We start from the raw sequence: 22,397 nt of genomic DNA, 5'->3' as shown, positions 1-22,397 counted from the left end.
TTTTTGTGTTACAATGATGGAATGGAACATAACGTATTTAACCTCACACGGAGTTGATCATAATAGAAATGAAGAAATATATTTATACGTATACATGGGAACCGAACGAAGAATCCCTTTGTGCACTGGAAAAGCGTGTTTTATTCGGAGAGGATTCTAAATCCGGCATTCTCGAAAGTTCGCATGAAATTGATCCGAGCAGAAGCCCATTCATTCGTGAGAGGGTGGAGGTTCTTTGCGAAGCTGTCGAGTTTGAGGAACTACTGAATGAAATACACCAATTAGAATCCGTTGATGGTTTTAAAGTCGTGTTTGTACAGGATCCGGATTCTGAAAGAGTGGGTTTCAAGAAGCTGCGCAAAATTGAGAAGGAAGTGGGCCTGCATCTTAAAGGGGAAGCAGAGTTAGTCGATCCGGAAATCTGGTATGGGGTCATGAAGGTAAATGATCGCTGGGTGTTTGGGAGCTATGAGAGAAATGAAGCGGTGTGGCTGCACCATGTGAAAAAGCCCCACAGCTATTCTACGGCACTTAGTACAAGAGTAGCAAGAGCCGTCGTTAACATTGCCGCCCCGGATACTGATGGAATAAAGATGATCGATCCCTGCTGTGGAATCGGGACGGTGCTTGTAGAGGCCTTATCCATGGGTATCGACATTATCGGCAGTGACCGCAATCCGTTGATCCTCGATGGAGTGAGAGAGAATATTGCACATTTTGGACTAGAAGGAGAAGTGTCGCTGAAAGATATTAATGATGTGACGGGAAGCTATGACACTGCTGTCATTGACTTGCCATATAATCTTTGTTCCGTCATAACCAACGACGAACAATTGGAAATGCTCAAGAGTGCGAGGCGATTCGCTGAAAGGGTCGTGATTGTGACGTTGGAAAATGTTGATAGGAACGTGATAGAAGCTGGTTTCGATATCGTCGACCGCTGTGAAGTCACGAAGGGAAGGTTCGTCAGACAGATATTAGTATGTGCGTGATGAGTGTGGGAGAATGTTTCCACGCTCTTTTTTTGTCCCTCGTCCATCGGGTACTTCCAGGTACCTATCCCACAAAAAAGTGCCTACTTCTCAAATTCAATGACATGATTCATACTAAGTGCATGTTCCCTTCAAGGGGCAAACCACTATGATTTAAAAGGAGAGTGCAGCTATGACAATTAAATCTATCACTTTAAATAATGATATAAACATGCCCGAGGTGGGATATGGCGTTTTCCGTGTGGAAAATGGTCCCGGTTTGGAGAAAGCAGTGCAGACGGCAATCAAAATCGGTTACCGCAGTATTGATACAGCGGCTATTTATGAAAATGAAGCGAGTGTAGGGAAAGGAATCCGTATGGCGATTGAAGCGGGTCTCGTCACGCGTGAAGAATTGTTCGTAACATCCAAGGTGTGGAACAATGATCTTTCTTATGATGAAACGATTGCCGCTTATGAAGAAAGCTTAGAGAAAATGGGTCTGGATTATCTTGATCTTTATTTGATTCATTGGCCGGGGAAGAATAAGTACATGGAATCATGGAAAGCTCTTGAAGCCCTATACAAAGAGGGGCGCGTGAAATCAATAGGAGTTAGTAACTTTCAAGTTCACCACTTGGAGAGACTATTAGAAGAAGCAGAAGTAACACCGGTCATCAACCAAATCGAGTTCCACCCCAAGCTGATCCAATCCGAGGTGAGAGCATTCTGTCAGCAACACAATATTCAGGTGGAAGCCTGGTCACCGCTGATGAATGCTGAATTATTGAACAATGAAACGGTCAAAGGAATTGCTGAGGCACATAATAAATCGGCAGCACAAGTGATTCTGCGATGGGACCTTCAACATGAAGTCATCACCATTCCTAAATCCATGACAGAATCAAGAATCAAGGAGAACATTCAGCTCTACGATTTTGAATTGACCGAAGAACAAATGAATCAATTGGATGTACTGAATGAAAATCACCGCAGCGGCCCGGATCCCGATGAGTTTGATTTTTAATCTGCCGTAATTAAGAGGATGTTCTCAGGTTTTATTGAGGACATCCTCTTTTTATTGTTGAGGGCGTATTGACCACTGGGTTCTGTTCTTTTTGGCATTTTTTTCTCTCAAACAAGAATATTTTTCTTCTGTCCAAAAATAATAAAACCAATTGAATAGGAATGGGTGACTGGAAAATCGAGTAGTATCAAGGGTTTTCACTACTGAAAGCGCATGACAATTTCTCCCTTATGACATTTGTCATGCCCAGCATATGACACCTACTACTAACACGATGATTCCTTCTATCCTATAATGAATCCAATGCCTTAAACGAAGGGAATAATGACATGACTAATATAAAAACGTTGAAAAAAGAAGTTGCTCCATATGAAAAATCAACCACGAAGGAAAGTGTCTGGCAAATGATCAATACACTGGGACCGTTCTTTCTATTATGGTTCCTTGCATATCAAAGTCTGTCGGTATCGTATTGGCTGGCACTCGTTCCAATCGTGATCGCTGCAGGATTTTTGACCAGGATCTTCATTATCTTTCATGATTGTACCCATTTCTCATTCTTTAGAAGCCGTCGTGCCAACCGGGCAGTCGGAACGGCTATGGGTGTCCTGACGCTGTTCCCGTTCGATCAGTGGGGGCATGATCATGCCGTCCATCATGCGACAAGTGGGAATCTGGATAAACGAGGGACTGGTGACATCTGGACTCTTACCATTGATGAATATTTGGCAGCGCCTTTGAAAACTCGTTTAGCGTATCGCTTCTACCGCAATCCGCTCGTTATGTTCGTCTTGGGACCGATTTATGTATTCCTTTTGAAAAATCGATTTAATCGTAAAAATGCACGCAAGAAAGAGAGATATAACACTTATTTAGTGAATGTTATCATCGTGGCTCTCATTGCACTGCTCTCTGTCACGCTTGGATGGCAGGAGTTCTTACTCGTTCAGGGTTCAATCTTCATGATTTCAGGCTCGATTGGAATCTGGTTGTTCTACGTGCAGCATACGTTTGAAGATTCTTATTTCGAAGAAGACAAAGAGTGGCAATATGTACTCGCAGCCGTGGAGGGAAGTTCATTTTATAAACTTCCGAAAATCATGCAGTTCCTGACAGGGAACATTGGGTATCATCATGTTCACCACTTAAGTCCAAGAGTACCAAACTACAAGTTGGAACAAGCTCATGTAAATACGGAGCCTTTGCAGAATGTACCGACGATTTCACTCTTAACAAGCTTAAAATCTCTTCGCTTTAAGCTTTGGGATGAAGAAAATAAGACGTTTGTAAGCTTTCGAGGCATTAAATCTTCAGCGAAATCGGACGCACGTATTTCTGCAGAAGCCAAACCTGAATTATAAACGCAGCGGGCTCTCCTTATGAAACATTCATAAGGGGAGTCTTTACTTGATACAGTTTTAAAAGGAGAGGACCCACATGATTCGCATTGTAATGGCCGAGGATGAAGAATTGTTGTTAGGAACAATCGGCTCTCTACTCAACCTTGAAGAAGACATGGAAGTGGTGGGGAGGGCAGCAGACAAGGAACACACCCTGGAGCTCATCCACCAACTGCAACCCGACATCCTTATTCTGGACATTGAACATCTTTTGAGGGACGGACCTCTGGAGGTCATGGGGTGCAGACTGCTGGTACTCGCAACATTCGCCAAAGAGGGGTATCTTAAGAGGGTACAAGAATCCAGTGCAAGCGGATACTTATTGAAGGACAGTCCGAGTGATGAATTAGCTTTCTCGATTCGAAGAATGTTGGAGGGACAAAAGGTATACTCCCCGAAGCTATTGGAGAAGAAAGACCCTGCCTCATACGAGATCCCCCATGCACCTGGACCGGTGAAAAAGAATTATTTCACGATGATCTTGGATAAAATGAAGCATCCGACAGGGTGAATATCGTATAGTGAGCCAGACCTTCACAGAACATAATGAGGGTCTGGTCTTTTTATGTGTCATCATCATCATCATAATCATCGTACATATAGGTAATGAGATGTTAAAATATAGAAAAAAACGAAGGGGGAAATGAGTATGTATGACGGCGGAGATTTTATGTTTCAAGCGGTCCCGATTTTCATTGGAATCATCTTTGTGATTGTGATTTCGTTCGTTTTGTTTACTGCCATAAAGGGAGTTTCACAGTGGAACCAGAACAATCAATCGCCTGTGATGAATGTGCGGGCGAAAGTGCTCGGTAAACGGACGGCTGTGAAAGGCGGAGGAGAAAGCAGGGCCTACAACCATTATTTCATTACCTTCGAAATGGAAAGCGGCGACAGAATGGAATTGAAGGTGAAAGATGCGGATTATGGGATGCTCGTTGAAGGAGACGAGGGGGAATTGACTTTCCAAGGGACTCGTTATCTGGGGTTTGAACGTCAAGGACTAAAAGCACAACGATAAAAGGAAGTCAGAGGAGGGAACGTCCCTTCTGACTTCCTTTTTTTAGAAAAATAAATTCAAAATATAAAAGAAGATGGCGGCAAGACTTGCCGAAATGGGCAATGTGATGACCCATGTGATTAACATTCTTTGAGCTGTTCCCCATTTGACACCCTTCAATCTGTGAGCGGAACCCACACCAAGGATGGAAGAGGAGATGACGTGAGTCGTACTGACAGGTAAGTGAATGGCCGTTGCACCAAAAATAACGGCGGCTCCAGTTAAGTCTGCTGCCACTCCATTCACGGGACGGATCTTCATGATTTTCCCACCGACGGTTTTAATGATTTTCCATCCACCGATAGAGGTCCCGAGCCCCATGGCTGTTGCACAGGAAACCTGTACCCACGTTTGAATATCATCAGAGGTTTGGTAGTTGTTGACGATAAGGGCCATCGTGATGATTCCCATCGCTTTTTGGGCATCGTTCGTTCCGTGTGTGAAGGATTGAAGTGCCGCAGTCGCAATCTGGATCAGACGGAAATTCCGATTCGTTTTCGCTAAATTCCCGTTCTTGAAAACGATTTTAAATATACTATAAAGAAGGAAACCGACTACAAAAGCCAGGATCGGTGAAAAAATCAAGGCTTGAATAATTTTAATGAATCCACTGTAATTCAAAGCGGACACCCCTGCTGCAGCAATGGCCGCCCCTGCAATCGCGCCGATCAGCGCATGAGAAGAACTACTTGGTATCCCGTAATACCATGTCACTAAATTCCAGGTAATAGCTGCAAGGAGCGCCGCCAGGATGACGATCGTACCGTTCTCCAGGGAAAATGGGTCGACGATGTCTTTGGTGATCGTTTTGGCTACTCCTGTAAAGGCTAATGCACCGGCGAAATTCATGACTGCTGCCATGATGATGGCATGCCTCGGCTTAAGTGCCTTTGTCGATACAGCTGTCGCGATGGCATTAGCCGTATCATGGAACCCATTGATGAAATCAAATGCAAGGGCTCCCACAACGATAAGTATGGTTAAGATTAATATTGTATCCATTCCCGCAAGACTCCTTATGCATTCTTCATAATAATGGTTTCGAACGTGTTGGCCACATTTTGACAATAGTCCGCTATTTCCTCAAGCTCTTCATAGATCTCCTTGTACTGAATGATACGAATGGGATCCTTTTCCGTATGGAAGAGATGTTTGATGGATTGACGGAGAATGCCATCACATCTTGATTCATAATCTTTGATTTTGATTGCGTGTTCTCTGATTTTGAGCCATTTTTTTGTTGAAAGAAGCTCTACTGCTGCTTCAATCTCATCTGAGCACTGGCGGATAGCTTCGACAAACTTCAGCATATACTCATCTGCCTGAGTGATAGAATACATTTCAAACATAGCGGACGTGTGTTCCAACCCGTCCAATACGTCATCCATACTCATGGCGAGTGCCAGGATATCTTCCCGCTCGATAGGGGTGATGAACACTTTATTCAAATCCAGGATCACATCATGAACAAAGGAGTCTCCTTTTGTTTCATAATCCTTCATCGTACTTGAGAATTCTTTCAGATCACTCACATTTTTGATTTTATAATCGGCAAAATAATGAGCACTCACTTTCAAATTACCAGCTATTTGACTAAGAAGAATAGCGAATTTATCCTTTTTCTTGAAAACCATGTGTTCTCAAACCTCCACAAAATCTAGTTAGAATTTCTAAACTATATAATAATAGCGTATATTGTCGAAAATAAGAAGAGCCAATCCACTATTTTTTGAAGCGGGAATCAAAAAAAGCCGATGATATGACTGTGAGACAGTCACGGCATCGGGATTGTCTGATATTACCATTCCTTCGGTTCATAATCCAGATCCTGAAATAATCGCGTCTTTTCTTTCTTGGAAAGGTCTCGCCACTGCCCAATGGGTAGATTCCCCAATTGAATATTCATGATGCGTGTTCGCTGCAGACGGTATACCTCATATCCGAGGACCTCGCACATGCGGCGGATCTGCCGGTTCAATCCCTGGGTCAGCGTGATTTGAAATACATATTTCGACACCTGTTCCACTTTACATGGCATTGTTTTCGTTCCAAGGATCTTGACGCCTTCTGACATCTGCTTTAAAAAATCGTCTGAAATAGGACGGTCTACCGTGACAATATATTCCTTCTCATGCCGATTTTCCGCACGGAGGATTTCATTGACGATATCCCCGTCATTCGTCAGAAGAATCAATCCATCGGAATCCTTATCGAGGCGTCCAATATTGAAAATTCGCAGCGGATGATTGACAAGGTCGACAATATTCCCCTTTACCCCTTTTTCTGTCGTACTTGTAATGCCGACGGGCTTGTTTAGAGCGATATACACATTATTTCGGGCGACACGGACAGGAGCGCCGCTCACCAACACGTCATCCCCAGGGTTCACTTGATCGCCGATTTTCGCAATCCTCCCGTTGATCGTGACCCGGCCTTCTGTAATCAACTTATCAGCACCTCGTCTTGATGCCTTTCCAGCTTCACTGATATATTTATTAATTCGCATACACAACACAACCTTATACTAAAAAATGACTATACTAAGAATATCGGACTGACACTTTATTTTCAAGGAAATCCCCAATTAGATCCCAACCCGATTTTTTTCTTAAATCCCCTTTACATTCACGCTGCGTCAACCTGTAAAGTAAGAATTGTCAGGAGGTGAAATCATGGAATATACCGTCAAAAAATTGGGAGCGATCGCCGGAGTGAGCACGAGGACCCTTCGATATTATGATGAAATTGAGCTTCTGAAACCCGCCAGGATTAATTCGTCAGGGTACCGGATATACGGTCAAAAGGAAGTCGACCGCCTGCAGCAGATCCTCTTTTACAAAGAATTAGGTGTAGGACTCGATGAAATCAAGGATATTCTTGATGATCCTGCCTTTGATGCAAACCAGGCTTTAGAGAATCATCGTGAAAATTTACTGGCCAGACGGTCACAACTTGATCGATTGATTGCGAATGTCAATAAAACATTACGTGTAAAGGAAGGAAGAATCACCATGTCGGATAAAGAAAAGTTTGAAGGTTTCAAAGAAAGATTGGTCGAAGAAAATGAGAAAAAGTACGGAAAAGAAGTGCGGGAAAAATACGGTGACAAGCGAGTGGATGAATCCAATGCGCGTGTCATGAACATGTCACAGGAAGACCATGAAAAAGTAACGAAGCTGGAGGGAGAAATTAAACAAGTCTTAGGAGAAGCATTTCAAAACGGTGATCCTGCAAGTGACACCGCCCAAAAAGCAGCTGATCTTCACAGACAGTGGCTTACCTATTTCTGGGGTCACTACAGCAAGGAAGCCCATGCCGGTCTTTCACAGATGTACGTGGATGATGAGCGGTTCAAAGCATATTATGATGCTGAAAAGGATGGGGTGGCGGAGTTCCTCAGGGATGCGATTCACATTTATACGGGGCAGAAAAATCAGGTGGAATAAACAAGAAGTATTCTGCTCTTCTGATACGTGTTATGATAGGGAGACATGTTTGAAAGAACGTACCTTATTATAATGGAGTGGAAAAATGAGTAAACCAAAGAAAAAGAGCGGAACGGGTCAAGGCACTGGAAAAAAAGGCTGGAATCGCTGGCAGGCCGGGGCAAATAAGAAGAAGAGTAACAAGCCTTATACGAGTAAAGGTGTAAAGCACGGGAATAAACAAGAAGATTGAGAATCGAATTCAGGTCCATTTCCTTTCGGGAAATGGACTTTTTTCTCTTTTGAACTCCTCAGGCAGAGGTGAGAAGAATGGTTTACTTCATTTTATACTTCAATTCAGAGACCGTTTTTAACGATTTTTAAAAAAAATTTGCTATTTTTACGATTTCCTGTTATTCTAAGGAAGAATTATTTTTGTTCGGTCTGTAAGGAATGAAAGTATTTAAACTTTTCGCCTTTGATATCTAATTGAGCAATAATAGTAATAAACCGTGGACACAATGTTCACACAGGAGGATACACATATGCAAGAAGGTACAGTAAAATGGTTTAACGCAGAAAAAGGTTTCGGTTTCATCGAAATCGAAGGTGGAGAAGATGTATTCGTACATTTCTCAGCTATCCAAGGCGAAGGATTTAAATCTTTAGACGAAGGTCAAAAAGTTACATTTGACACTGAGCAAGGTCAACGTGGACTTCAAGCGACTAACGTAAACAAAGCATAATCGCTTTGCTTTGAAAAGGGGACTCTCTCTGAGAGTCCTTTTTTTGTGCAAAAAAAAAAAGGGTGCCGGATGTCTGGCACCTTTTTACAATCAGGTTAACGCATATTTCATAATTCCTTGAATGTAGACTGAAGTTTCCTTCAGAGTACACTCCCTGATCTTGATCTTGCCCTCTTTTTCTAATTCATTTGCCGTCTTTTCAATGGTTTCTGCTTCTTCTCTGGAAGAGGCAGGTAACTCAATTGAAAAGAAGTTTCCACGACTCGCTTGACTCAGACTTTTGAGTAATCCGATTTTATTCATTGGGCCATCCCCTTTATATCTCTTACTTTCGACAAAGGGAGGGGATTCTCCTTTATAAAGAGACAGTTTGAAGATAAAATTCAAATCGATTTGCTTTTTATCAGATTATCTGTTATTCTAAGGAAGAATTATTTTTGTTCGGTCTGTAAGGAAAGAAAGTTTTAAACTTTTCGCCTTTGATATCTAATTGAGCAACGATAGTAATAAAACGTGGATGCAAACATCCACACAGGAGGATACACACATGCAAGAAGGTACAGTAAAATGGTTTAACGCAGAAAAAGGTTTCGGTTTCATCGAAATCGAAGGTGGAGAAGATGTATTCGTACATTTCTCAGCTATCCAAGGCGAAGGATTTAAATCTTTAGACGAAGGTCAAAAAGTTACATTTGACACTGAGCAAGGTCAACGTGGACTTCAAGCGACTAACGTAAACAAAGCGTAATAGCTTTTGATGAAGGGGCTCTCTCAGGAGGGTCCTTTTTTTATTTGAGTGACAGATTTTCAGATAGAGTTGGGTGGAGACTGCTTGTTGCCTCTGTTCGAGCCTCCTGCGCATTTGGTGACGTCTAGCTCCGGCGGCTAGAGGCTCGAGGTCATAAGCGAAATGGACCAAGAAGGCAAAAGGACGCCTTCTTGGTCCATTCATCTTATGCTTGTCGCCTCTAATCAAGCCGCCTGCGCTTTTGGTGACGTCCAGCTCCGGCGGCTAGAGGCTCGAGGTCATAAGCGAAATGGACCAAGAAGGCAAAAGGACGCCTTCTTGGTCCATTCATCTTATGCTTGTCGCCTCTAATCAAGCCGCCTGCGCTTTTGGTGTCGTCCAGCTCCGGCGGCTAGAGGCTCGAGGTCATAAGTCAAACAGGTCAAAAAGGCAATGAGCGCCTTTCCGGCCTGTTCGTCTTATGCTTGTCGCCTCTGTTCGAGCCACCTGCGCATTTGAATATAAAAAGGGACCGACAGCGTTCGTCGGTCCCGGAGACAACATGTTACAAGTTAAAAATGGTTAGGTAAAGCATAACACACTATTGGGGGAATACCTAAATAAATTTGAAAAGAATTTAAGAAGAGTTTTTTTCTTTGAATAGAATCCACCCATTCCTTTGAAAATAAGAAAAAATAAATGAGGTTTTTGAATATGACAACCATACAATTTAGAGATTATAAGCTCAGCAAAGAGATTGTACGAGCACTCTCCGATTTAGGCTATGATACACCAACCGAGGTACAGTCCAACGTACTGCCACTTGCCCTTGAGAAGAAGGATCTTGTCGTCCGCTCTCAAACAGGAAGCGGAAAGACGGCTTCTTTCGGGATTCCCTTATGTGAGATGGTGGAGTGGGAAGAAAACAAACCCCAGGCACTGATTCTCACACCGACCCGGGAGCTTGCGGTTCAAGTGAAGGAAGACATCACCAACATCGGGAGATATAAGCGGATCAAAGCTGCTGCTGTATACGGGAAATCTCCTTTTCATCGCCAAAAGCTTGAGTTGAAGCAGAAAAATCATGTCGTCGTCGGTACACCCGGTCGTGTGCTTGACCATATTGAAAAGGGGACCTTTCCCCTTGATCGACTTGCATACCTTGTCATTGACGAAGCAGATGAAATGCTCAACATGGGCTTTATTGATCAGGTGGAGAGGATTATTCAGAAGTTGCCATCTGATCGGGTAACATTGACATTTTCCGCTACATTACCGGAGGATGTTGAGGCACTTTGTCATAAATATATGAAGAAACCTGTTCATATTGAAATCAAGGCAACGGGGATCACGACGGATAAAATTGAGCATTCGGTCATCCAGGTGAAGGAAGAAGAGAAGCTGTCTCTTCTGAGAAACGTGACAACCGTTGAAAATCCTGATAGCTGTATTATTTTTTGCCGGACAAAGGAAAATGTGGACACATTATGTGATGAGTTGGACCGGTCAGGGTATCCCGTTGATAAAATTCATGGTGGTATGATTCAGGAAGCACGCTTTGAAGTGATGGACGACTTTAAGCGCGGGGATTTCCGCTACCTGGTAGCCACGGATGTGGCAGCACGTGGGATCGACATCGAGAATATCACTCATGTCATCAATTATGATATTCCGATGGAGAAAGAAAGTTATGTTCACCGCACAGGAAGAACGGGCCGAGCTGGTTCTGCTGGAAAAGCGATCACCTTCTGCACACCGTATGAAGAAAAATTCCTTGTGGAAATTGAAGACTATATCGGGTTTATGATTCCAAAGCTACAGCAACCCTCACAAGACACAGTGGCAAAATCAAAGGCTGACTTTGAACGGAAATTAGAAACAGAACCCGATTTTAAATCAGACAAGAGTGAGCAATTGAACAGAGACATCATGAAGCTCTACTTCAATGGAGGAAAGAAAAAGAAAATAAGAGCAGTCGATTTCGTCGGTACACTTGCGAAAATCGAAGGAGTGAGCGCTGGTGACATCGGCATCATCACCATTCAGGAAAACCTTTCCTATGTGGAGATTTTGAATGGTAAAGGCCCACTCGTATTGCAAGCGATGAAGAAAACTACAGTTAAGGGTAAAATGCTGAAGGTTCATGAAGCGAGAAAATAAATATGTAGGCCCCCCTTCTCTAAAGAGGAGGCCATTTTTATAAAAATCAAATCCTGCAAAATGGTGCACGATAAGTCGGGTTGGTTTATTTCAATTTTGCTATTCTATTGATGAAGGGGGCAGTGGAAATGGATTCATTGAAGAATATGAATGACGCATTACGGTACATCGAAGAGAATTTAACGGAAGAGATCAAGTTTTCGGATGTGGCCAGGATTGCCTATTGCTCGGAGTATCACTTTAAACGGATGTTTTCGTTCCTTGCGGGGATTCCCTTATCGGAATACATCAGGCGCCGCCGTTTGACCCTGGCAGCCCTTGAACTGCAAAACAGCGACGTAAAGGTAATCGATATTGCCATGAAATATGGCTATTCTTCACCCGATTCCTTTACGAGAGTGTTTCAAAGAGTGCATGGGATCACTCCGTCACATGCGAGGGGCCATTCACTCAAAGCATTTCCACCTCTGGCCTTCCAGTTATCCATCAAAGGAGGTAATGAATTGAATTATCGAATCGTAGAGAAAGAACCGTTTTCCATTGTAGGTATCAAGAAGCGGGTACCAATCATCTTTAATGGGGTGAATCCTGAAATTGCAGCCATGTGGCAGAGCTTGGACGAGGCCATGATCAAGAGATTTAAGAGCATATCAAATGTAGAACCAAAAGGATTGGTTAGTGCATCCGTCCATTTTTCCGAAGGCAGAATGGAGGAAAAGGGGGAGCTCGATCATTATATAGGGGCAGCAACTACAGAGAAATGTCCAGATGGATTATCGGAACTTGATGTTCCCGATCTGACATGGGCTGTTTTCGAAGCGGTCGGACCGTTTCCGGACACGTTACAGCAGGTGTGGGGACGGATATACGCTGAATGGTTCCCGTCATCGAGCTATGAACTAGCAGAAGGACCGGAGATGTTGTGGAACGAGAGTAAGGATGTTGAGTCGGATTCGTTTAGAAGCGAAATATGGATACCGGTTAGGAAGAAGTGAGGAGAAAGCAGCGAATTCATTGGGATTCGCTGCTTTTTTGAGGATGCAGAAATCATATGGGAATAGTGATTTATCATCGAACTAATGATTTTATCAGCGATATTTTCAATTTATCAGCGAAATTCGGATTATATCAGCGGAATTTCAAATTTATCAGCAAAAATATCTCAAAGTAGGCTGGACATGTTGGAATTCAAAATCATCAATAAAAAGAGTAGACCGGAACCAACATGGATCTGCCTCTCTTCAAACAAATCTCAGCTTAAAAATATTCCGCATATCGACCGTATTTATCCAATGACCTTAGCAAGTGAAGGGAAGTACTCTGCCCTTTTTTTCTCTTCTATTATATTTGCCGGTCCAACTCTACCATTTTTTCATAGAATAACGTTGTAAGAGAGCTCACTTACTAGATTACAGATAGAAAGGGGGGATTCTATATGCCTTTAGGACTTATTACCTTTCTTATTGCCGTTTTATTACTTGTCGGATGGTTGTTGGTATCAATCTTGGCTCCAAACAGTAACCTGGTATCTGTTTTGAAAAATGCTGTGTGCAGTACTTTAGGATGTTAATGAAGTTAAGACCCTATATATTAGGGTCTTTTTGATTTTTCTAGGGGAACCAAAAAAATATTTAAAAAAACTGTAGGGATTTCCCTGTTTCCTTCGTCTATTATTATGAGACCACAGGAAAGGGGGAGAGAGATGGTTGATCCACTAGTTGAAAAAGCGAAGAATGGCAGTGAACATGCGTTCAGGATGCTGATTGAAATGAATAAGCAGTATGTGTTCAAATGCATTTACGGTGTCTTGAGAAATCAGAAGGATGCAGAAGATGCGTCTCAGGAAGTGTGGATGAAGATTTACAACTCTCTCCCTCAGTATGAGCATCAAGGTTTCAAGACATGGATGACGAGGATTGCAGTGAATCATGCGATTGATTGTAAACGGAAACTTGCAAGAAAAAGCGAGGATCTTGTCGATGAGCTCCCGGTCAAGCAAACACTCGATTCAGCAGAAACCAGGTTGTTAAAAAAAGAGCAAAAGCAGCTAGTGATGAGATATTTACAGGATGTACCTGATTCCTACAGAGAAGTAATTGAAGGATTCTACATAAAAGAAAAATCCTATCAGCAATTAGCGAATGAACAGCAAGTGCAAGTGAAGACGATTGAGACAAAACTGTACCGCGCCAGGCTTTGGATGCGGAAAAATTGGAAGGAGGAGGATTTCAGATGAGACATATCGCCCTGGAGGAATGGAAGATGTATGCCAAAGATGAAACAGATGAGGACATGCGCATCGAGTATGAAGAGCATCTTTACAGTTGTGATCAATGTATGGTGCTTTATATGGAAGCTGTGGATGCAGTCCAGGAAGATCTTCCTTCCATTGAAGGTCCGTCCCTCTACACAGATGAGGTGATGGAGCGGATTCCGTTTGAAAACAGTGATGTAAGAAAACCGTCCCGGAAGCGTTGGTATGAGGAGAAGGTGTTTCATTATGTGCTGGCGACGGCGATGACGCTGATTTTGATGGCTACGGGTATATTTAGTGAGCTTCTGAAGGTCACCTCGGAATTCGAAAAAAATCGTCAGCCATCCATTACAGAAAATATGTTATTGAAAACAACGGCACTACTCGATGGTGTCGAAAAAGTAGAAGAACAGGAGGCAGAGTAAGATGGAAAATAGGAAGAATCCGATTATAGCATTTTTGTTGGCGTTCATACCTGGGGTTGGGTTGATGTATCTGGGGAGGGTGATGAGAGGATTCGGGTTCTTAATGATTGTTTTCGGATCCCTTCCCGTCGCTTTTTTTGCAGCAGACTATATCATGAGTGCTCCGCTGGCCATATTGTTTGCAGGAGGTGGATTTCTCGTTTATGTGATCAGTATTGTGAATACAGCATTATTGGCATCAAAAGGATTAAAGGGCCGGGAAAAAAGCATAACAAATGATGAGAATTTAAGCAGTGAACGGTTCTACACGATCATTCTTTCTATGATTCCGGGACTTGGTCATTTCCAGCTTGGATTGATGAATCGTGGTGTTACGTTTTTGGCGACGTTTCTCGGAGTTGCCGCTATGATCCTATTTGTGACTGCGATGACGGGAAGAGGAGAATTTATGGTATTCCTGATCGTCCTCCCTGTTGTTTGGGTATACAACTTCTTCGATACGATGCAGCTGTTGAATAAAAAACAGGCAGGCGAGGTGCTTGCGGACAGGTCAGTATTGGAAGACCTGGAAGCGCAGCATGAAGGGGGAAGGAAGAGCAAGGCATTCGCCACTTTCTTATCCATGTTTCCCGGGGCAGGGCATTTATACCTTGGTTACCAAAAAAGGGGCATTCAGCTCATGGCTGGATTTTTGTTTTCAATCTACATCTTGGATGTCCTTCGCCTGGGTATCTTTCTATTCTTAGTGCCGATCATCTGGTTCTACAGCTTTTTCGATGGACTTCAGCGGGCGACGAAGCACGGGAAAGAGCCTTTAGAGGATACCCCAATCGTATCCTATTTGATTAATCAGCAGAAGTGGGTGGGTATCGGATTGATGTTGCTGGGGGTCTATTACCTGGGAACGAACATTCTCGTGCCAATGACCATGCCGTTTTTAGAGACATATGGAATTGATCTTTATCATGTGATGAACAATTATATTCAACCGGGTATCGTATGTCTTCTCCTGATTGGGGGAGGCATCAAATTGGTGGCCGGAAGTAAAAAAGCACATTCAAAAAAGGGGGTATCAGAATGAGGACCTGGAGAGTCGGATCTATATCAATGGGGGCATCCCTGTTGTTCTTGGGAATCTATTTGTTGCTTTCACAGTTGTTAAAATGGGATTCCGCCTATGTACTGGCAGGCTGGTGGCCGGTGATACTGATCGTATTGGGAGCAGAAATCTTAATATATTTGTACTTTTCGAAGCAGGAAAAACCGAGTTTAAAATACGATTTTTTAAGCATATTGTTTGTCGCTGTCATTGGAACAGTTGGAATCGGATTTACCGTTCTGCAGGCAACAGGCTTGATGGGACACGTACAAAGGTTCATTGATTCTGAAGTGAAAACAGCGGATCTTCCTGTCTTTTCCCAAAAGGTGAGTGAAGACGTGAAGCGGATCGTGGTCGATTCCAGTCATCATCCGTTAACAGTAGAGACGGTAACGAATAAGGAAGTAAGTGTGTTTGGTACATATCGGGCAACCTCCACGAATGATCGGCCATTCCTTTTGAAGCCTGACGATTATTTAATGACAACACAAAAAGGTGACACATTGTATGTCACTCTTAAGGACCTGCCTGAGTCCAATGGATGGAGACAATCTGGTCAGGAAATAAAGGCGACCCTCGTCGTCCCGGCATCCAAGTCCTTGGAAATTTCCAGTGACTATAATGAAATCACGCTTAAGCCGAGAACCCTTTCGAGCTCATGGGAAGTAACAAGCTCTGCAATGGTCAACCTGGTTGTTCCTTCATCAGGAGACTTGACCATCAATGCCGAAAACGTAGGTGACATACAGGGGGAGGATGCCGATTGGCAGTTTACACAACAAGCAAATGCACAGAATTCAAAAGAAGAAGGTAGGAACGACGAAGGCATCCCAACCAAATCCGCCACCCTCAAACTCGGCAACGGACAAAACCCCATCACCATCTCCAAAGCCGACCAGATAAACGTATCAATCAGCAACTAAGGGACGGACCTCCAAGATATCACCATTCCATTTATCAATCTACTGGAATGAGTGAACAATTGGAGGTTCTTTTCTTTAGCGGGGTAATGTGTTGAGGGACGGACCTCATCATTTATCTTCTGCCAGCTTCTTACGGTCTGCAGACTGTGGGGGTTCTTCCAGCCAACCGTTAGTAATCATGATGTCTGCCCCGCTTTTACCTAACTCCGCTACCTCAAGAATGAGCCTGAAATAATTTAAAGCCAGGTCTGCTCTCATACTTGCGGCTGCAGCCATACCATAGTTCCCAATTCCGGCGTTGCTGATCAAAGTGGTGTGAAACATCATCAGCTTATCCGAGAATGCCGGTTCTGTTGATGCTTTGACATTTGTATCCCATGACATAGGTGCCTGCATGTCGTTGTTAATGAGTGCGTCACTAAAAATATTCAAGTGTTTTTGAGCAATTTCCTGCGAGCGGCGCATGAACTTCCTTACCTCTTCAGACTCAGCCATTTGAGCAAAACTCGTAGCAATCATACTTACGAGTAAATTGGTTTCAGTGTTTAAGAAAAGGTGAGATATTTCAACGGCATTCAATGGCCGTCTATGAACAAATGGATTCAAACTGGAGCTAAGATATGATTTTTCCTTAATAAATTCCACTTTTTCTGGATAGTCAATATAAGGTGGTCTGATTAATATCCCTTTTTCTTTGGAAGCCTGAGTTGATTGGGCATAAAGGTCGCTTGAAAATTGAAGGGCGTGTTGAAAGAACTCGAGAATGTCTTTCCTCACTGTAAGAGAAACAGCACCACTGTAGGTGATCATCCCTACTTTCGCCATTTGCCTGAGATACATGAGGAAAAAGGAGTCACTATATATGGTGGATGCTCCTGGAAATACATCTTTCTCCTTAGAAAAGCCAACCGGTATCGGGATCTGCTCTTCTTCGAATATGGAGGAGATGAATTCAATATGCTGTTCGGACGTTTTATAAGCAGAAAGAAGAATGGATTCGGTATCAGGATCCTGATTTTTCGCGATAAAATATTCAAATACACAAAGAGCCAGGCTGTCACTTTGATATGTAGACCAGAGTGTGGCTAATTCTGCTGAGGTTAAATCGGTTTTCGGATGGTGCACCATGGATATTATCCCCCTACTTTTGAATGTATGTATTGATTAGTATGGTTTTGTCAGATGAAGATTATGAATTGTGAAGAGCTTTATTGATGACTAGGGAATACGCCACCATATTTTAAGTGAATAATGAGTACATCTGAAGAAATGCAAGGATGATCATAAATGATTTTAATGTGGCTTACAATTTTTATTCTTAATGGACTCGTTTTCATCGTCAGAAAAAAGCTATCCTCAATAGAGATGTATACCACTTCTTTATTTTCCATTTTCTTGGCTTTATTTGCAGATTCCATATTCGGTGGGATGTTTAAACTATATTCATATTTTGAAGCTGGGGTCGATTGGATCGATTTTGTTGGAGCGATCGGTATTTATCCCGCAGTAAATATCTTGTTTTTAGCGTTATATCCTACCGGGAAGAGCCTGATCAGGAAGGTCATATATATAGTGGGTTGGACCCTTTTTGCTCTTAGTTTTGAATATGTAGCGTCCCACTATTCTACATTTTTTCAATACAGTGGTTGGAAATTGATCTATTCTATTCCGATATATCCTGTTTTGTATATACTCCTTCTATATAATTTCCGCTATGTTAAAAAATTCCGGGGAATTAAGGAACCAATTTTTCATTTGACCCCTTTGGAGTGGTATGGCAGCATATTTTTTATCTTGTACATGAACTTATCCACTGATGCAGTGCTGAAAGGGAAGTACGAACTTTATTATTATGTAGTGAATGACGTCCACCTGGTTGATTTCCTTTATCGGTGGATCGGTTTATGCATCCCGATCCTGCTCTTTCTTAGTAAACAAGCCGCACATCCCTCGCTATGGAGGTTCATCCTGTGGATAGGGATATTAAGTGTCATTCAACAAATCGCTATCCTGATCAACCTATTTCACACCATCGAGTGGGACCACTTCCATTCCATCCTTCACTTTGCATTCATCCTTTTCCTTCCATGGATCAACCTCCTTTTGCTCCGATATTTAATGAGGGGGAAAAATAGAGGGACGGACCTTACATAAAGGGTTTTTGAGACCGTGAATAGAGGAATTGGAGGTCCGTCCCTCAAACCATATCTTCCCATCTATCATCAGATGTGGTAGAATGGTTTTAACTTATGAGAAATGGAGGTTTTCCTTTTGATTTTAATCAGACTACGCATCCGCAATTTGAACGTTTAATTGAATAAGTTCAAAGGCTCTGCCTGTGTGCAGGGTAAATGGGATTGGTCTGACTATTTTTAAAGGATAACTTCATTTGACACGGAATGAAGGAAGGGTGTTCATCACACCTCATAAAAATAGAATTGAATACTTACCGAGCGGTGCTATTTGGCGTTTTTTTCAGTCAGTGAAAATATCGCCAGGGGAAAATGCGGTCTTCTTCTTGTGCCCATCGGTATATTCAAATCCATTTACAAAAAGCACAGGCGGAGGCCTGTGCTTTTTTCCGCATCCAAATAAAAAATAGGAAGTGAAAACCAAATGGAAGATAAATTAAAAGCCATCGCCATTGGCGTTAATACAAAGGATAAGAACAATGACTTTGAGTATTCGATGCTTGAATTGAAAGGGTTGGCAGACGCGAGGCACATTGATGTCGTTGGGGAACTCACTCAAAACCTGCCCCGGCCAAATCACGTGCATTATATTGGTAAGGGAAAGATTGAGGAACTGCTGCCCCTGATCGAAGAGTGGGAGGCGGATGTTCTCATTACAAATGACGAGCTTTCTCCTTCCCAAATCCGCGTCCTGGAGGAAAAGCTGGATGTTCGGGTTATGGATAGGACGATGTTGATTTTAGACATCTTCGCAGAACGGGCAAAAACCAGGGAAGCACAGCTTCAAGTCGAGGTGGCACAGCTTCAATACATGCTTCCGCGCCTGGTCGGCCGCCGGGAGTCACTGGGTCGGCAAGGCGGCGGTTCAGGACTTGCCAACCGCGGTGCCGGTGAAACGAAGCTTGAACTTGACCGCCGTCGAATTGAAGAGAAAATCACAGCCCTGAATAAGGAACTTGATTCACTTATCGACTTGCGAACAACACAGCGAAAGCAGCGGAAAAAGAGTGAAATCCCCGTTGTTTCCCTGGTTGGCTACACCAATGCGGGAAAGTCGACGACGATGAATGCTTTCGTGGAAACATTCCATCCGAACGAGAACAAGCAGGTATTCGAGAAGGATATGCTATTTGCGACCTTGGAAACATCGGTGAGAAACATCACTTTACCGGATAAAAAAGAATTTCTCCTGACAGATACTGTGGGATTCGTGAACAAACTGCCACATCAACTGGTCAAGGCGTTCCGTTCCACTCTAGAAGAGGTCGTGGAAGCTGATCTAATCGTTCACGTGGTGGATTATTCAGATCCTCATTATGAAAAATTGATGAAGGTGACGGATCAAACCCTTGATGAACTTGGGACTGGTGACATTCCTGTGATCTATGCGTTTAATAAAGCTGAACTGAAGGAAGAAAAAGTTCCCAGAATTGAAAAGAATCGAGTTTACTTATCTGCTAAAAAGAGAATCGGGATAGACGAATTGTTGGACGTAGTGAAGAGCTATATTTTTAAGGACTACAAAAAGTGTCAGATGCTTATACCATTCGATAAAGGTCAATTGATTTCTTATTTTAATGAACATGCGAATGTAGTGGAAACAGATTACGAAGAGAACGGGACGAAAATGATCCTTGAATGTAAGGTAAGTGACTTTGAAAAATATCAACAGTATGTCATTCATGAATAACTAGGAAAAGAGGCTGAGACAAAAGTGTTTTAGTCAAAGGAAAATCCGAACGATCATTCGAACTTCTTTTATGAAAATCGAAATCGTTCGGATTTTTATTATTTTTTTATAAAGCCTATTTAGTGTATATAGCTGGTTCCAGCTGTTGATTGGAGTGAGAAGACAAAGACTCCAGCGGGAAGGTAAAAAAGCGAAAGGGCTTTGACCAATAGCGACAAGCAGAAGATGAGACTACCGGAAAGGTGTCTTTGCCTTTTGACTTATGGCCTCTAGCCCTTAGCCCTGTAGCTGGACATCTTGAGGCCAGGAGGAGGCTCCGGCTTCCACGGAAATCAACGGCGGTGTAATAAATGTCTAAATTCTATTTCATATGAATAGTTCGTCTTAGATTGGATCGATTAAATTATGTCCCGATAAAGCTAATAAGTATGGTGAAGCTCGAATGTTGATGCAATTACGGAACTTTATAGAGCTGCTTACGAAAAGTTTACCTTCATAAAAGAAAGGGTAAAATGGCTAATAATTTACAAAGGGGGGCCATGGTACCATGCAAGAAAACTATACAAAAACATCTTCAATACGGAATTTGTGGTCCGGTATCTTATTTGGAATGGGACTTGTGGCATTTATTGATGAAACAGTATTCCACCAGCTGCTCCATTGGCATCATTTCTATGACAGGTCCACCACAGTTGCAGGGCTTGTATCCGATGGTTTTTTTCATGCGTTTAGCTGGTTTGCTACAATTGGCGGGTTGTTTATGTTTGCTGATTTACGCCGGAAAAAAGGATTATGGGTGAAGAGATGGTGGGGAGGCATCCTACTTGGTGCAGGCGGCTTTCAATTGTATGACGGGACAGTGCAGCATAAGCTGATGGGAATTCACCAAATACGCTATGTGGAAAATATCCTATTGTATGATATTGTCTGGAATTTCATTGCGGCAGGTATGATTCTTGCAGGCATCATAATGGTTGTAAATACAAGATATAACAATTGGACCGTCACCCATGCACGCTGACCATTCTATCACACACGTAACTCAAGGATTCGAATGGGTTTCTCAGATTCTCCTATCCCTTCCTTTTACAGTGGCGTTGGTACTGTATATGCTGGCTGTCGTGGTTTCCAATCGTAAACATAAACCATGGCCCATTCACCGTATACTCTTATGGATCATCGGTGTCTGTTGTGCCTTAAGTGCTGTATCAGGACCATTGGTTCAGCAGGCACATGTAGAGTTTACTTTCCATATGCTTGGTCATTTACTTCTTGGGATGTTGGCTCCTCTCCTCATGGCACTCGCTGCACCGGTAACCCTTTTACTGCGGGCCATGCCTGTCGCTCAGGCGAGGAAACTTTCACGAATAATGAAAAGCCGGATAATGAGAGTAATCAGTGATCCCATTGTTGCTGTCATCCTCAATGTGGGAGGCCTCTGGATTCTTTACACAACCAGTTTGTACGAAGCAATGCATCAACACATTCTACTTTACCTTTTCGTACATTTGCATGTTTTTCTGGCTGGATATCTATTTACGATTTCCATGATTTATATTGACCCTGCTCCACATAAAACCGGCTTTATCTATAGAGGAGCTGTATTGATCATAGCTTTGACCGGTCATGGCATTTTGTCGAAATACATATATGCATTCCCTCCAAACGGTGTACCCAGTGATCAGTCACAGAGTGGTGGGATGCTTATGTACTATGGAGGCGATATGATTGATTTGATTTTGATAACTATCTTTTGTTATCAGTGGTATAAGGCAGCCCGGCCAAAAGGCGATGGAGGTAAGAGCTTGGGCAGTAAGAGACTCCTTAGGACGCCGGAATTCTAGGAACAAAGAGATTTTAGCACATTTCGGAAAATGGTAACATGTTTATTTGTTTGTGGAGGAGGTAAAAGTATAGCACTAGAAGAGAAAGGAGCATGCAGATGCCGACATTAACTGTAGGATTCCAAACCATGCCAAACGGAAAAGACGTTGATACAAAAGGAATTATCCCAAAAATGGTTAAAGTAGTGGAAGAATCAGGTTTAACATATGAGGTGGGGCCGATGGAAACCGTAGTGGAAGGTGAATATGATAAAATTATAAGTGTCATTAAAGAGACCCAGGAAGTGGGGATACAAAACGGGGCAACGGAGATTTTTACCAATATTAAAATGCACTATAAATCAGATGGTGTATCAATCGCAGAAAAAAAGAAGGATGCTTAATGAGAACTTCGGGTTATATAGAGTATGATTATAAGCACCTGATTCAGGTGCTTATTTTTTTATAGTAAAAA

General features: G+C 42.7%; 26 protein-coding genes. 21 read left to right on the top strand and 5 right to left on the bottom strand.

What is annotated here, in order from left to right:
- The first annotated feature begins 68 nt into the window (after window positions 1–68).
- The 5 genes from BAA9072_RS00440 (at window position 69) to BAA9072_RS00420 (ending at window position 4,419) form a co-directional block, all read left to right on the top strand.
- A complete protein-coding gene (locus BAA9072_RS00440) occupies window positions 69–992 on the top strand; it encodes a TRM11 family SAM-dependent methyltransferase (RefSeq protein WP_201712727.1) in 924 nt (307 codons plus the stop codon).
- 172 nt (window positions 993–1,164) lie between these two features.
- Window positions 1,165–1,998, top strand: a complete 834-nt coding sequence (locus BAA9072_RS00435; RefSeq protein ID WP_201712726.1) for an aldo/keto reductase — start codon at window positions 1,165–1,167, stop codon at window positions 1,996–1,998.
- Between the two features lie 329 nt (window positions 1,999–2,327).
- Window positions 2,328–3,359, top strand: coding sequence for a fatty acid desaturase (locus tag BAA9072_RS00430; protein ID WP_201712725.1), 1,032 nt, complete (start codon window positions 2,328–2,330; stop codon window positions 3,357–3,359).
- Window positions 3,360–3,435: 76 nt separating this feature from the next.
- Window positions 3,436–3,909 (top strand): response regulator, encoded by a 474-nt coding sequence (locus BAA9072_RS00425; protein WP_201712724.1) that lies wholly within the window; start codon window positions 3,436–3,438, stop codon window positions 3,907–3,909.
- A gap of 132 nt (window positions 3,910–4,041) precedes the next feature.
- Window positions 4,042–4,419: a DUF2500 domain-containing protein gene (locus BAA9072_RS00420; protein WP_201712723.1), complete on the top strand. Its 378-nt coding sequence runs from the start codon at window positions 4,042–4,044 to the stop codon at window positions 4,417–4,419.
- Between the two features lie 42 nt (window positions 4,420–4,461).
- On the opposite strand, the gene BAA9072_RS00415 is transcribed toward BAA9072_RS00420, so the two are convergent.
- The 3 genes from BAA9072_RS00415 to rluF form a co-directional block, all read right to left on the bottom strand.
- On the bottom strand, window positions 4,462–5,460 hold the full coding sequence (locus tag BAA9072_RS00415; protein ID WP_201712722.1) for an inorganic phosphate transporter: 999 nt from the start codon (window positions 5,458–5,460) through the stop codon (window positions 4,462–4,464).
- A gap of 14 nt (window positions 5,461–5,474) precedes the next feature.
- Window positions 5,475–6,092, bottom strand: coding sequence for a DUF47 domain-containing protein (locus BAA9072_RS00410; RefSeq protein ID WP_201712721.1), 618 nt, complete (start codon window positions 6,090–6,092; stop codon window positions 5,475–5,477).
- A gap of 164 nt (window positions 6,093–6,256) precedes the next feature.
- On the bottom strand, window positions 6,257–6,964 hold the full coding sequence (gene rluF / locus BAA9072_RS00405) for a 23S rRNA pseudouridine(2604) synthase RluF (protein WP_201712720.1): 708 nt from the start codon (window positions 6,962–6,964) through the stop codon (window positions 6,257–6,259).
- A 166-nt stretch (window positions 6,965–7,130) separates the two neighbouring features.
- Between rluF and BAA9072_RS00400 the strand changes: the two genes are divergently transcribed.
- From BAA9072_RS00400 to BAA9072_RS00390, 3 genes are all read left to right on the top strand, one after another.
- A complete protein-coding gene (locus tag BAA9072_RS00400) occupies window positions 7,131–7,904 on the top strand; it encodes a MerR family transcriptional regulator (protein WP_201712719.1) in 774 nt (257 codons plus the stop codon).
- Window positions 7,905–7,989: 85 nt separating this feature from the next.
- The gene (locus BAA9072_RS00395; protein WP_082386265.1) at window positions 7,990–8,136 is read left to right on the top strand and encodes a DUF3934 family protein; all 147 of its coding nucleotides are present in this window, start codon (window positions 7,990–7,992) and stop codon (window positions 8,134–8,136) included.
- Window positions 8,137–8,428: 292 nt separating this feature from the next.
- Window positions 8,429–8,629 (top strand): cold-shock protein, encoded by a 201-nt coding sequence (locus BAA9072_RS00390; RefSeq protein WP_060671790.1) that lies wholly within the window; start codon window positions 8,429–8,431, stop codon window positions 8,627–8,629.
- Between the two features lie 90 nt (window positions 8,630–8,719).
- On the opposite strand, the gene BAA9072_RS00385 is transcribed toward BAA9072_RS00390, so the two are convergent.
- Window positions 8,720–8,932: a hypothetical protein gene (locus BAA9072_RS00385; RefSeq protein WP_201712718.1), complete on the bottom strand. Its 213-nt coding sequence runs from the start codon at window positions 8,930–8,932 to the stop codon at window positions 8,720–8,722.
- Window positions 8,933–9,176: 244 nt separating this feature from the next.
- On the opposite strand from BAA9072_RS00385, the gene BAA9072_RS00380 reads away from it, so the two are divergent.
- From BAA9072_RS00380 to BAA9072_RS00350, 8 genes are all read left to right on the top strand, one after another.
- Window positions 9,177–9,377: a cold-shock protein gene (locus BAA9072_RS00380; RefSeq protein WP_060671790.1), complete on the top strand. Its 201-nt coding sequence runs from the start codon at window positions 9,177–9,179 to the stop codon at window positions 9,375–9,377.
- 693 nt (window positions 9,378–10,070) lie between these two features.
- Entirely contained in the window at window positions 10,071–11,516 is a 1,446-nt protein-coding gene (locus BAA9072_RS00375) for a DEAD/DEAH box helicase (protein ID WP_201712717.1), read from the top strand.
- Window positions 11,517–11,644: 128 nt separating this feature from the next.
- The gene (locus BAA9072_RS00370; RefSeq protein WP_201712716.1) at window positions 11,645–12,511 is read left to right on the top strand and encodes an AraC family transcriptional regulator; all 867 of its coding nucleotides are present in this window, start codon (window positions 11,645–11,647) and stop codon (window positions 12,509–12,511) included.
- 440 nt (window positions 12,512–12,951) lie between these two features.
- Window positions 12,952–13,086, top strand: a complete 135-nt coding sequence (locus tag BAA9072_RS24405) for a hypothetical protein (protein WP_269139889.1) — start codon at window positions 12,952–12,954, stop codon at window positions 13,084–13,086.
- A gap of 132 nt (window positions 13,087–13,218) precedes the next feature.
- On the top strand, window positions 13,219–13,752 hold the full coding sequence (locus BAA9072_RS00365; protein ID WP_201712715.1) for a sigma-70 family RNA polymerase sigma factor: 534 nt from the start codon (window positions 13,219–13,221) through the stop codon (window positions 13,750–13,752).
- Window positions 13,749–14,195, top strand: a complete 447-nt coding sequence (locus BAA9072_RS00360) for a hypothetical protein (RefSeq protein WP_201712714.1) — start codon at window positions 13,749–13,751, stop codon at window positions 14,193–14,195. The genes BAA9072_RS00365 and BAA9072_RS00360 overlap by 4 nt, the downstream gene beginning before the upstream one ends.
- A 1-nt stretch (window position 14,196) precedes the next feature.
- Complete coding sequence (locus BAA9072_RS00355) at window positions 14,197–15,276, top strand: hypothetical protein (RefSeq protein WP_201712713.1); 1,080 nt, start codon at window positions 14,197–14,199, stop codon at window positions 15,274–15,276.
- Window positions 15,273–16,217 carry a hypothetical protein gene (locus BAA9072_RS00350; protein ID WP_201712712.1) on the top strand — a complete coding sequence of 315 codons (945 nt, stop codon included), beginning with the start codon at window positions 15,273–15,275 and terminating at the stop codon, window positions 16,215–16,217. Before BAA9072_RS00355 ends, BAA9072_RS00350 begins: the two co-directional genes overlap by 4 nt.
- 108 nt (window positions 16,218–16,325) lie before the next feature.
- Here the strand turns inward: BAA9072_RS00350 and BAA9072_RS00345 are convergent, their stop codons facing one another.
- Window positions 16,326–17,345, bottom strand: a complete 1,020-nt coding sequence (locus tag BAA9072_RS00345) for a DUF3231 family protein (protein WP_201712711.1) — start codon at window positions 17,343–17,345, stop codon at window positions 16,326–16,328.
- A 159-nt stretch (window positions 17,346–17,504) separates the two neighbouring features.
- Between BAA9072_RS00345 and BAA9072_RS00340 the strand changes: the two genes are divergently transcribed.
- The 5 genes from BAA9072_RS00340 to BAA9072_RS00320 all read left to right on the top strand — a co-directional run bounded on the left by BAA9072_RS00340 (window position 17,505) and on the right by BAA9072_RS00320 (window position 22,326).
- On the top strand, window positions 17,505–18,371 hold the full coding sequence (locus tag BAA9072_RS00340) for a CBO0543 family protein (protein WP_201712710.1): 867 nt from the start codon (window positions 17,505–17,507) through the stop codon (window positions 18,369–18,371).
- Window positions 18,372–18,833: 462 nt separating this feature from the next.
- Window positions 18,834–20,099: a GTPase HflX gene (hflX, locus tag BAA9072_RS00335; RefSeq protein WP_201712709.1), complete on the top strand. Its 1,266-nt coding sequence runs from the start codon at window positions 18,834–18,836 to the stop codon at window positions 20,097–20,099.
- A gap of 547 nt (window positions 20,100–20,646) precedes the next feature.
- Complete coding sequence (locus tag BAA9072_RS00330) at window positions 20,647–21,120, top strand: DUF2243 domain-containing protein (protein WP_201712708.1); 474 nt, start codon at window positions 20,647–20,649, stop codon at window positions 21,118–21,120.
- Window positions 21,110–21,943, top strand: a complete 834-nt coding sequence (locus BAA9072_RS00325; protein ID WP_201712707.1) for a cytochrome c oxidase assembly protein — start codon at window positions 21,110–21,112, stop codon at window positions 21,941–21,943. Before BAA9072_RS00330 ends, BAA9072_RS00325 begins: the two co-directional genes overlap by 11 nt.
- A 98-nt stretch (window positions 21,944–22,041) precedes the next feature.
- Window positions 22,042–22,326: a thiamine-binding protein gene (locus BAA9072_RS00320; protein ID WP_201712706.1), complete on the top strand. Its 285-nt coding sequence runs from the start codon at window positions 22,042–22,044 to the stop codon at window positions 22,324–22,326.
- Window positions 22,327–22,397: the final 71 nt, after the last annotated feature.

This window comes from Rossellomorea arthrocnemi (assembly GCF_904424705.1).
Classification (GTDB): domain Bacteria; phylum Bacillota; class Bacilli; order Bacillales; family Bacillaceae_B; genus Rossellomorea; species Rossellomorea arthrocnemi.
The sequence above is the reverse complement of the archived record's forward strand: the minus strand, read 5'-3'. Positions and strand labels throughout refer to the sequence as shown.

Coding starts and splice junctions, on each gene's coding strand:
- BAA9072_RS00440 (WP_201712727.1), top strand. CDS start 69: ATGAAGAAATATATTTATACGTATACATGGGAACCGAACGAAGAATCC.
- BAA9072_RS00435 (WP_201712726.1), top strand. CDS start 1,165: ATGACAATTAAATCTATCACTTTAAATAATGATATAAACATGCCCGAG.
- BAA9072_RS00430 (WP_201712725.1), top strand. CDS start 2,328: ATGACTAATATAAAAACGTTGAAAAAAGAAGTTGCTCCATATGAAAAA.
- BAA9072_RS00425 (WP_201712724.1), top strand. CDS start 3,436: ATGATTCGCATTGTAATGGCCGAGGATGAAGAATTGTTGTTAGGAACA.
- BAA9072_RS00420 (WP_201712723.1), top strand. CDS start 4,042: ATGAGTATGTATGACGGCGGAGATTTTATGTTTCAAGCGGTCCCGATT.
- BAA9072_RS00415 (WP_201712722.1), bottom strand. CDS start 5,460: ATGGATACAATATTAATCTTAACCATACTTATCGTTGTGGGAGCCCTT.
- BAA9072_RS00410 (WP_201712721.1), bottom strand. CDS start 6,092: ATGGTTTTCAAGAAAAAGGATAAATTCGCTATTCTTCTTAGTCAAATA.
- rluF (WP_201712720.1), bottom strand. CDS start 6,964: ATGCGAATTAATAAATATATCAGTGAAGCTGGAAAGGCATCAAGACGA.
- BAA9072_RS00400 (WP_201712719.1), top strand. CDS start 7,131: ATGGAATATACCGTCAAAAAATTGGGAGCGATCGCCGGAGTGAGCACG.
- BAA9072_RS00395 (WP_082386265.1), top strand. CDS start 7,990: ATGAGTAAACCAAAGAAAAAGAGCGGAACGGGTCAAGGCACTGGAAAA.
- BAA9072_RS00390 (WP_060671790.1), top strand. CDS start 8,429: ATGCAAGAAGGTACAGTAAAATGGTTTAACGCAGAAAAAGGTTTCGGT.
- BAA9072_RS00385 (WP_201712718.1), bottom strand. CDS start 8,932: ATGAATAAAATCGGATTACTCAAAAGTCTGAGTCAAGCGAGTCGTGGA.
- BAA9072_RS00380 (WP_060671790.1), top strand. CDS start 9,177: ATGCAAGAAGGTACAGTAAAATGGTTTAACGCAGAAAAAGGTTTCGGT.
- BAA9072_RS00375 (WP_201712717.1), top strand. CDS start 10,071: ATGACAACCATACAATTTAGAGATTATAAGCTCAGCAAAGAGATTGTA.
- BAA9072_RS00370 (WP_201712716.1), top strand. CDS start 11,645: ATGGATTCATTGAAGAATATGAATGACGCATTACGGTACATCGAAGAG.
- BAA9072_RS24405 (WP_269139889.1), top strand. CDS start 12,952: ATGCCTTTAGGACTTATTACCTTTCTTATTGCCGTTTTATTACTTGTC.
- BAA9072_RS00365 (WP_201712715.1), top strand. CDS start 13,219: ATGGTTGATCCACTAGTTGAAAAAGCGAAGAATGGCAGTGAACATGCG.
- BAA9072_RS00360 (WP_201712714.1), top strand. CDS start 13,749: ATGAGACATATCGCCCTGGAGGAATGGAAGATGTATGCCAAAGATGAA.
- BAA9072_RS00355 (WP_201712713.1), top strand. CDS start 14,197: ATGGAAAATAGGAAGAATCCGATTATAGCATTTTTGTTGGCGTTCATA.
- BAA9072_RS00350 (WP_201712712.1), top strand. CDS start 15,273: ATGAGGACCTGGAGAGTCGGATCTATATCAATGGGGGCATCCCTGTTG.
- BAA9072_RS00345 (WP_201712711.1), bottom strand. CDS start 17,345: ATGGTGCACCATCCGAAAACCGATTTAACCTCAGCAGAATTAGCCACA.
- BAA9072_RS00340 (WP_201712710.1), top strand. CDS start 17,505: ATGATTTTAATGTGGCTTACAATTTTTATTCTTAATGGACTCGTTTTC.
- hflX (WP_201712709.1), top strand. CDS start 18,834: ATGGAAGATAAATTAAAAGCCATCGCCATTGGCGTTAATACAAAGGAT.
- BAA9072_RS00330 (WP_201712708.1), top strand. CDS start 20,647: ATGCAAGAAAACTATACAAAAACATCTTCAATACGGAATTTGTGGTCC.
- BAA9072_RS00325 (WP_201712707.1), top strand. CDS start 21,110: ATGCACGCTGACCATTCTATCACACACGTAACTCAAGGATTCGAATGG.
- BAA9072_RS00320 (WP_201712706.1), top strand. CDS start 22,042: ATGCCGACATTAACTGTAGGATTCCAAACCATGCCAAACGGAAAAGAC.